The organism is Promicromonospora kroppenstedtii DSM 19349, from assembly GCF_000515355.1.
Classification (GTDB): domain Bacteria; phylum Actinomycetota; class Actinomycetes; order Actinomycetales; family Cellulomonadaceae; genus Promicromonospora; species Promicromonospora kroppenstedtii.
Genome location: NZ_KI911744.1, coordinates 41,683 through 50,462 on the forward strand (window position 1 = coordinate 41,683; position 8,780 = coordinate 50,462).

Sequence of the window (8,780 nt, forward strand, 5' to 3'; positions counted from 1 at the left end):
TCAGAGTTACTACCGGTTCGATCTACAGGCACGAGGGAGTGCATTGTGAGCACCACGTCTGAGAGCTCAGCGCAGCAGGCCACCCGCACAGGCGCCATGACCACCACTCCGCTGGGCGACTTCAGCCTGGTCGGCACCGAGCGCGGACTGCAGCCGGCCGACCTGGCCGCCGAGCCCCGGAACTGGACGGCGGCCGTCGTGCCAGGCGGAGTGCACGAGACGCTCCTGCGCGCCGGAACGATCGAGCATCCCTACTTCGACCGCAACGAGGACTCCGTGCGGTGGATCGAGGACCGCGACTGGTGGTACCGCACTACCTTCGACGCACCCGTCCTCGACGAGGACGACCAGCTGAGGCTCGTCTTCCATGGTCTGGACACCGTGGTACAGATCTGGCTGAACGGGCAGCTGCTCGGGAACCACGAGAACATGTTCCGGCCGGCCGAGTTCGACGTGACCGCGCTCGTGGCCGAGACCAACGAACTGCTGCTGCGGTTCGCGCCGCCTCTGGCCGGCCTGACCGAGTCACCGGACACCGTCGACCAGATCAGGCGGATCAGTGCGGCGCTCGGCGACATCAACCAGGATGGCGACGACACCGACGCCGGTGGCGGGATCTCCCCGATGCTGGCCCTGTCCACCCAGCGCCGCAAAGCGACGTTCTCCTGGGGCTGGGACTTCGGGCCCCGTGTGCCCTCGATCGGAATCTGGCGTCCCGTCGAGCTGGTCACGACCACCCGCGCGAGGGTCCTTGGCCATCACGTCCGCACCGATGCGATCGACCGGCAGGCCCGCACAGCAGACCTCACCATCTCCGTGGAGACGCAGTCCCTGCGCGCGGACATGGACCTGTGCGCCGACATCACGCTGACCTCGCCGAGCGGTCGCACGCACAGAGTCAGCCTGCCGGTGCGGGACGGCGCCGCCCGTGGCTCGCTGAGCATCCAGGACGTCGAGCTGTGGTGGACTCACGACCTGGGCGACCCTGCGCTCTACGACGTGCGCATCGAGTTGCGCGAGGGCGAGCAGGTCCGCGATGTCGTCGCTGATCGGATAGGCATCCGCACGATCCGCCTCGACCGGCCCGCAGCCCCCGAGGGCGGACGGCTGTTCAGGTTCGTCCTGAACGGGGTGCCGATCTTCGCCCGCGGCGGCGCGTGGCTGCCGGCCAGCATGCTCGTCGGTTCTGTGAGCGCGCAACGGCACCGGGAGCTGGTCCAGCTCGCACGCGACGGCGGCATGACCATGCTCCGCATCTGGGGCGGGGGCATCTACGAGCAGGACTCCTTCTACACCGCCACGGACGAGCTCGGGGTGCTGATCTGGCACGACTTCATGTTTGCCTGTGCCGACTACCCCAGCCAGGACCCGGCCCTGCAGCGGGAGGTGGAGCTGGAGGCCGAGTACCAGGTCAAGCGCCTGCGCAACCGCGCAAGCATGGCGCTGTGGTGCGGCAACAACGAGGTCCACGTCCTGCACGGCATCGCCTACCAGAACTACGAGCCCGGCAACTGGGGCTGGGACTTCTTCCACCGGCTCCTGCCCGAGGCGGTCGAGCACCACGACGGCGCGACGCCCTACTGGCCGGGCAGCCCCTGGGGTGAGGACACCACTGAGGGCTTGATGACCGTCAACGGCGTCCTCGATGGGGACCGGCACGCTTGGGAGGTATGGCACGGATTCGACGTCGGTGCCGGCGGTGGCAACGACTACGCGACGCCCGGCGAGGCCCGCCACTTCCGGCGCTACGCCAAGGACCGCGGCAGGTTCATCAGCGAGTTCGGGATCCACGCCTCGCCGGCACGGTCCACGCTCGAGCGCTGGGTTCCGGCCGGGCAGCTTCAGGTGCACAGCGACTCCTTCGACGCGCACAACAAGGACCACCCGAAGAACAAGGGTGACGCACTGCTGGAGATCGTCACCGGCCTGCCGACCACACTCGAGCAGTACGTCGACTTCACGATGGTCTCGCAGGCCGAGGGGCTCAAGTTCGGGATCGAGCACTACCGTCGGCGCCAGCCGCACTGCAACGGGACGCTGGTCTGGCAGTTCAACGACGTCTGGCCTGGGTTCAGCTGGTCGGTGGTGGACCATGACACCGTCCCGAAGGCCGGCTACTTCGCCTGCAAGCGGGCGTTCTCACCCGTGATCGCCACCTTCGTCCACGAGGACGGGGTGCTGGCCCTGTGGCTGTCCAACTCCGGTGCAACTGCCGTGTCGAGCACCGCCGTCGTGACGGTGGCAGGGTTCTCCGGCGCCCAGCACCTGCATGTGCGCGTTCCCGTCAGCGTAGAGGCGGGCGAGTCGGCGCGCGTGTGGGAGCAGCCCGTGACGGGTTCGCCCGACCAGTACGCCTGGGTGGAGAGCTCGGACGGCGTGTTCGGTGCAAACCGGCTGTTCTTCGCGGAGATCAAGGACCTGCCGCTACCTCGCGCGGCCCTGCGTTCGCAGACCACGCGGACAGGTGCCACCAGTGCCTCGGTGACGATCGAGGCCGATGCCTTCACCTACTTTGTGCGGGTGGCGACCCCTTGGCCGACCGCACGCTTCAGCGACAACTACCTCGACCTGCGTGCCGGGGAGGCCCGCACGATCACGATCACCGGCCTTCCGGAGGCGTATGAGGAAGCTGCGATCTCGGTCGGCAGCTATGTCGGCGCCGGGCAGCGTCGCTCGTGATGGTGCTGGACCGGATCGCCTCGATAGGCAGGGCGACGACAAGCGCTACGGGGAGAGATCAATGACTTCGGCATGGAACGCGAGCTGGACCCAAGCGGTCACCGATGTGACAGGTACCGGTCTCTCCTTCACTGACGTCACCGTGAGGATCAGAGTCGCGGCGAGCATCGGAGGCGAGCGGCTCCGAGTGAACCTGAGCAATCGCTTCGGATCCGTTCCGCTCCTCGTCGGCCGTGCGGCAGTTCAGGTGGACGGGCGAGCCTCGTCGCTGCTCTTCGGTGGCCTGCCCTCTGCCGAGATCCCGCCGGGAGGTGAGCTGGTCTCCGATCCGGCAAGCGTGAGCACCACCGCCGGCGACGCGATCGACATAGACATCTACCTCCCGCACACGTGTGAGATCACGACCGGCAACATCGCGGCCGCTACGTGGTGCCTGTCCGAGACGGGCGATCACTCGGGATCCAGCCAATTCCCTGGCCGGCACGCTCCCGCCGTACCGCTCCCCGCGGGCGGGAGTGTTCCCGCCCCCACGCCGCTGCTTCGCGGCGTCGATGTGTCCCGGGCGGTCCCGGCACCAGTAGTGGTCTGCCTCGGTGACTCCATCACCGCGGCCGGGTGGCCGGAACGCGCGGCGAAGCGGCTCCGGGGCAGGCAGATCGCGATCGTGAACCGAGGAATCGGGGGCAACAGGCTCCGTCTACCCGGCGCCGGGCCCATGGGCGCGCTCTACGGGATCTCCGGTCTGGAGCGCTTCGATCGCGATGTCCTGGAGGTCGCAGGTAGAACCCACGTCGTCGTCGCGCTCGGCACCAACGATCTCGGACACCCTGGACAGGTAGCACCAGAAGATGAGCTGCCTACCGCAGGCCAGCTCATCCATGCCCTGGAAGAGGTCGGAACGCGGGCTCGCGACGCAGGCTTGTCGGTCTTCTACGCCTCGATCACCCCGTTCCTGCCCGCTGTGGGCTACGACCACGAGCGCGAGGGCCGCCGCAGGTCGGTCAACGACTGGGTGCGTGCTCAGAGCGGCGTGCTCGACTTCGACGCGACGCTCAGATCCGACGGGGCCGAGTCAGAGCTCGATCCTCGCTACGACAGCGGCGACCACCTTCACCCCAGCGACCGCGGCCTGGACCGCATTGCCGACGTGGCGGCGAAGGTGCTCGGACATCACGGGGCCGTGACGTGGTCCTGATAGGCGGTGCTGCCTCCGGAGAGCACGCTGACCATTCCGTGTACGGCGAGGGTGCCGTCCTCCACGGCCTTCTGCACCGCGCCCGGGATCTGCGCCTGGTAGTGACGCGCCGTGGCCTCCCCCGCGGCGAGCAGGGGCAGCACCGCTGTGATCGGCGAGTCCGGTATGCCCAGAGCGGCAGCGTTCTTGCCGTGGTACCGGCCTGCCAGGGCGTTGAGCAGGTCGCGCCAGCCCGGCGCGTCCATCGGCGACTGCGGCGCGGCCGCGAGGGTCGCCGTCGCCGCGTCGAACAGTGCCCCGACCAGAGCGTGGCTGTTCTCGTCCGGCGGGGCGGTAGTCGAGTCCAGCAGGTCGAGCAGCTCACCAGCCTGCCGGTGGTCCTCCACGTCAAGGAAGAACTCCTCGTCCAGGCCCAGCAGGTGACCGATGTACCACCAGTAGCGGTACAGGCGCGACTGTTCCTCGGGAGTCAGCCGGTAGCCGACGCTCTCCAGGAACGTGAACGGCACCACGGTGAAGTCGAGCCAGGTGCGCGCGATGTCGGCCTGGTTGATCGGGATCCCCCACCGGTCGGCGTCCCATCCGTGGGACATGGCCGATGCCCGGGCGCGTGCGTGCAGCAGCCGGACCTGCACGGTCTGCACGTAGCCGGGAGCGCCGCGGCGCAGCCCGCCGGGCAGGATCGCGGAGGCGACCCACAGCCCGGTCTCGGCGAGCCGGCGCGGCGCCGTCGAGGTCAGCCGGCCCGTGCCGACAAGAAGTCGCGCGATGGCCGGGGAACTGTAGGTGTGCGCCAGGGAGCCGCCGGCGGAGGCCAGGCCGCGCCAGTGCGGTGGGACGGCGAGCGAGGTCTGGTCCCCTGTGTCCAGCAGTTCCGGCGAGATCCAGCCGGGCGCGGTCTCGGCGTGGGCGAGCAGCGCGTCGACGGCGGGCGGCGCGTCCGGCACGGTCGCCCGGCCCTCGGTGAGACCGCGCTGGAGCGTCGTACGTGCGGACCGGCCGAGCTCGTCGAACTCGGCGATGACGGCGTCGGCGAGCGGGTCCCCCACCTTCAGCATGCGCACCATGAAGTCGGCACGGTCGCCGTGCCTGCTCCGGGCTGAGTCAAGGTCGACAACGCGTTCGGGCACCGATGAGTCATTGCTCGAAGGGGTCATGACGTCATTCAAGTCGCCGCCGAGGCCGACAGCCACGCCCTGCCGATCCCCCCAAAGACCGCGGAGGCGCGGACCTTTCGGTCTCGCGGAAAGGGCGGATCGGCAGGGCCTGGATACATCCAGATCCGGATCGCGACCATGGTCGCGCAATGCCAAGCATGTCCCCAGACCGCCTCTCTCCAGAAGGAAGTCATGTCCAACACACCAAGTGTCGAAGTGCGACTGCCGCACGCTCCTCCGCGGCAATCGACGGGCCAGGTCCAGCGAGTCATCGGTTGGTTCGTGGTGCCGGTAGCCGCAGCCGTCGCTGTGCTCTTGCCGCTCACGGGTTCGAACGCAGCGGGAATGCTCATCGCCCTGGTCGGCGTGGTCCTTGCCTTCTCCCAGGGCACGCGGCGGTACGGCTGGGGGCGTCTGTTCGCCTTTTTCGTCATCAGCTACGTCGTCAGCAGCATCTGGGAGAACCTGAGCGTGATGACGGGCTTCCCGTTCGGGAACTACTACTACACGATCATGCCGCAGCTGTTCTACGTACCTGTGGTGATCGGGGTGGCTTACTTCGGTATCGGCTTCGTCAGCTGGATGACCGCGAACGCGATCCTCGACCGCGCGGACGAGCGCCTGAACCTGCGCACCCGCGCCGGCCGGGTCAATGTCGTCGCGCTCCCGGTGCTGGCGGGTGCCGTCATGACGATGTTCGATGTCGGCATCGACTCGATCTCCTCGACCGTCCGGCACTCCTGGGTCTGGGAGGACGGTGGCGGCGTCTTCGGCGTGCCCTTCACGAACTATCTCGGCTGGTGGTTCGTCACGTGGACCTTCTTCCAGATCTTCGCGCTGATCCTCGCCCGCCGTCAGACGTCGGGGACCGAGGAGACGACGGACCTGCCGCAGATCTCCCACCTGCAGCCGGTGCTCGTCTACATGATGTTCGGTATCACCTCGGTCTCGGCCTTCCTCGGCTTCACAGAGGGCGAGACCGTCGTTGACCTCACCGGCATGGCGTGGAGCACACCGGCGATCTTCGAGACGCTCATGATCTTCAACATCTTCAGCATCATTCCCGTGTCGCTCTTCGCGATCGCAAAGATCGCCCGGGGAGACCTGAGCCGCATCTGACCGCTGGTGGGCGAGCCACGCGCGAGGCCTCGCCCACCAGCGCCTTGCCCGGCGTTCAGCGAAGTCCTACCGGCGCCGTGGCGGCCAGCCTCTGCAACTTCTCGTGGCTCTCAGTACCGGGGACCGCGGTGTAGACGGACAGGCTGTGCGGTCGGTCGGGGTCGACCAGCGTCTGATAGTTCAGTTCCAGTGTGCCGACCTCTGGATGCACGAAGCGCTTGACGACTGGTGGGATGGCCACCTCGTGCTTCTCCCACACCTGCCTGAACTCCTCGCTCTGGGCCTGGAGCAGGCTCACGAACTGTGCCGCCCGGGAACCTGGGCCGCGTAGGGCGGCGATCTGGCGCAAGCCTGAGGCGAACACGCGCGTCAGGAACGGGTGGTCCTCAGCGGCGTAGAGCTGCCGTTCGGCCGGATCGACGAACCACCGGTAGCCGATGCTGCGAGCTGGACCGCGGTAAGAAGTGCGGTCACCGGTCAGAGCGACACCCAGCGGGCTCTGGTAGAGAGTCTCACCCAGCTCGGTGATGATCTCCGCGGGCGTGTCATCCATACGGTCCAGGACCCGCAACAGGCCAGGGCTGACGTGCGGGCCGACTGGCCCACGCGACGGTGCGTTCAGGCCGGCCAGCCGAAACAGGTGGTCACGCTCGTCCAAAGAAAGATCGAGCCCCTGCACGATGGAAGCGATCAGTCGCTCGGACGGCCGAGGTCCGCGCTCACGTTCGAGCTTCGTGTAGTACTCGACCGACATGTTGCACAGCAGGGCCACCTCCTCCCGCCGCAACCCACTGGTCCTACGCCCTGAGCCACGCATGAGTCCGACGTCCTCCGGCTGTAGTGCCGCTCGCCGCCGTCGGAGAAAACCGGCCAGCCCAGCCCGGTCGATCATCATGCGCTGTCCTCCGTCGTTGCTGTCCCGCATTGGTCCGTTTCTACCGTCCCGACTCGCGGTGTGTCACCCAGGGCCGAACCCGCATCATGCCCTGAACTCGGTTCGATGCGCGCTCCTGCCCCATCCGCTCAGCCTCAGCCTGGGATCGGCAGAGCCTGGAAGACCCGCGCTCCGGTGTCCACCCTGGGACCAGCACCGGACCCGGAGACCACACGCGGGTCACGGCGCAGTCCTTCCCCTGCCCGAGCCAGCGACCAGCCAGGAGAGACCCGATGAACCAAGACAACGATGCGGGAGGCGGCCGTTCGGGTGTGTCCCGGCGCAACTTCCTGGGCGGCGGCCTGGTCGCCGCCGCCGTGACCCCGCTGCTGACCGGACAGGCAGAGGCGGAGGCCGCCGCCGCGGCACCCACCGCGGACGGCGTCACCCAGGTGAGCGTGCGGGCCGTCGTCAACGGCAGCCCGGTCTCGCTGCGGGTCGACCCGCGGGCCACCCTGCTCGACACGCTCCGCGAGAGGCTCGATCTCAAGGGCACCAAGAAGGGTTGTGACCGGGGCCAGTGCGGAGCCTGCACCGTGCACGTCGACGGCCGGCGCGTGCTGTCCTGCCTGACCCTGGCCGCCGCGACGACCGGCCACCAGGTCACCACCATCGAGGGCCTGGCCGACGGTGACCGCCTGCACCCGATGCAACAGGCCTTCATCGACCACGACGGCCTGCAGTGCGGCTTCTGCACCCCCGGCCAGATCATGTCCGCCGTCGCGATGGTCGACGACGAGGGCCCCGCGCGCTCGGACGACGAGATCCGCGAGCGCATGTCCGGCAACATCTGCCGGTGCAGCGCCTACCCCCGCATCGTCGACGCAATCCGTGACGCGCAGCAGGCGATGCGCTGATGCGGCCCTACACCTTCGCCCAGCCGCGCTCGGTACGCGAGGCCCTGCGGGGCGCGGGACCGGACTCCGCCTTCCTGGCCGGCGGTACCACCCTGGTCGACCTGATGAAGCTCGAGGTGATGACCCCCGACCACGTCGTGGACATCAACCGGCTCCCGCTGGGCGGCATCACCCTGGACCACAAGGGGCTGCACATCGGTGCGCTCGAACGGATGAGCGACGTAGCCGCCGATCCCGCCGTGCGGCAGCACTACCCGATGGTCGCGCAGGCGCTGGAGCTGAGCGCGTCGGCCCAGCTGCGCAACATGGCGAGCATCGGCGGCAACCTGCTGCAGCGCACCCGGTGCGGCTACTTCCGCGACGTCACGACGCCGTGCAACAAGCGTGAGCCCGGCAGCGGCTGCTCGGCGCTGGAGGGGATCAACCGCGGCCACGCCGTGCTCGGCACGAGCGACGCATGCATCGCTACCCATCCCAGCGACCTGGCCGTCCCGCTGGTCGCTCTGGACACAGTGGTGCACCTGGGCTCCACCCGCGGTACCCGGACCGTGCCGCTGGAGACCTTCTACACGCTGCCCGGGGCCACGCCCCACATCGAGAACACCCTGCGGCCGGGCGAGCTCGTCACCGGGATCACGGTGCCCCGCTCCCCCTTCGCGGCACGCTCGCACTACCTCAAGGTCCGCGACCGGCAGTCCTACGAGTTCGCGCTCACCTCCGCCGCCGTCGCCCTCGAGCTGCGCGGGCGCACCATCACCCAGGCCCGGATCGCCGTCGGCGGGGTGGGGACCCGGCCCTGGCGGCTGCCCGCCGTCGAACGCGCCCTGGCCGGCCGGCCC

The 8,780-nt window shown here is 68.7% G+C and carries 7 protein-coding genes; 5 read left to right on the top strand and 2 right to left on the bottom strand.

Going from position 1 to position 8,780, the window contains the following annotated elements; genetic code table 11:
• The first annotated feature begins 45 nt into the window (after positions 1 to 45).
• Together PROKR_RS24375 and PROKR_RS24380 are read left to right on the top strand one after the other, a co-directional pair.
• Entirely contained in the window at positions 46 to 2,679 is a 2,634-nt protein-coding gene (locus PROKR_RS24375) for a glycoside hydrolase family 2 protein (protein ID WP_211240228.1), read from the top strand.
• A gap of 61 nt (positions 2,680 to 2,740) precedes the next feature.
• Positions 2,741 to 3,874, top strand: coding sequence for a GDSL-type esterase/lipase family protein (locus PROKR_RS24380; protein ID WP_036969103.1), 1,134 nt, complete (start codon positions 2,741 to 2,743; stop codon positions 3,872 to 3,874).
• Here PROKR_RS24380 and PROKR_RS24385 read toward each other — a convergent pair.
• A complete protein-coding gene (locus tag PROKR_RS24385; protein WP_051433318.1) occupies positions 3,850 to 4,941 on the bottom strand; it encodes an oxygenase MpaB family protein in 1,092 nt (363 codons plus the stop codon). The two genes, PROKR_RS24380 and PROKR_RS24385, sit on opposite strands and share 25 nt — an antisense overlap.
• Positions 4,942 to 5,376: 435 nt before the next feature.
• On the opposite strand from PROKR_RS24385, the gene PROKR_RS24390 reads away from it, so the two are divergent.
• On the top strand, positions 5,377 to 6,150 hold the full coding sequence (locus PROKR_RS24390; RefSeq protein WP_036968831.1) for a carotenoid biosynthesis protein: 774 nt from the start codon (positions 5,377 to 5,379) through the stop codon (positions 6,148 to 6,150).
• 55 nt (positions 6,151 to 6,205) lie between these two features.
• Here the strand turns inward: PROKR_RS24390 and PROKR_RS24395 are convergent, their stop codons facing one another.
• Positions 6,206 to 7,042 carry a helix-turn-helix transcriptional regulator gene (locus PROKR_RS24395; protein ID WP_036969107.1) on the bottom strand — a complete coding sequence of 279 codons (837 nt, stop codon included), beginning with the start codon at positions 7,040 to 7,042 and terminating at the stop codon, positions 6,206 to 6,208.
• 275 nt (positions 7,043 to 7,317) lie between these two features.
• Here PROKR_RS24395 and PROKR_RS24400 point away from each other — a divergent pair, with 275 nt between their 5' ends.
• Together PROKR_RS24400 and PROKR_RS24405 are read left to right on the top strand one after the other, a co-directional pair.
• Positions 7,318 to 7,941 carry a 2Fe-2S iron-sulfur cluster-binding protein gene (locus tag PROKR_RS24400; RefSeq protein ID WP_036968834.1) on the top strand — a complete coding sequence of 208 codons (624 nt, stop codon included), beginning with the start codon at positions 7,318 to 7,320 and terminating at the stop codon, positions 7,939 to 7,941.
• On the top strand, positions 7,941 to 8,780 hold an 840-nt coding region (locus PROKR_RS24405), incomplete at its 3' end, for an FAD binding domain-containing protein (protein WP_036968837.1). The genes PROKR_RS24400 and PROKR_RS24405, both read left to right, overlap by 1 nt.

Bases quoted from the DNA above. Each gene is read 5' to 3' on its own strand.
- PROKR_RS24380 (WP_036969103.1), top strand. From the start codon at position 2,741: ATGACTTCGGCATGGAACGCGAGCTGGACCCAAGCGGTCACCGATGTG.
- PROKR_RS24385 (WP_051433318.1), bottom strand. From the start codon at position 4,941: ATGGTGCGCATGCTGAAGGTGGGGGACCCGCTCGCCGACGCCGTCATC.
- PROKR_RS24390 (WP_036968831.1), top strand. From the start codon at position 5,377: ATGCTCATCGCCCTGGTCGGCGTGGTCCTTGCCTTCTCCCAGGGCACG.
- PROKR_RS24395 (WP_036969107.1), bottom strand. From the start codon at position 7,042: ATGATCGACCGGGCTGGGCTGGCCGGTTTTCTCCGACGGCGGCGAGCG.
- PROKR_RS24400 (WP_036968834.1), top strand. From the start codon at position 7,318: ATGAACCAAGACAACGATGCGGGAGGCGGCCGTTCGGGTGTGTCCCGG.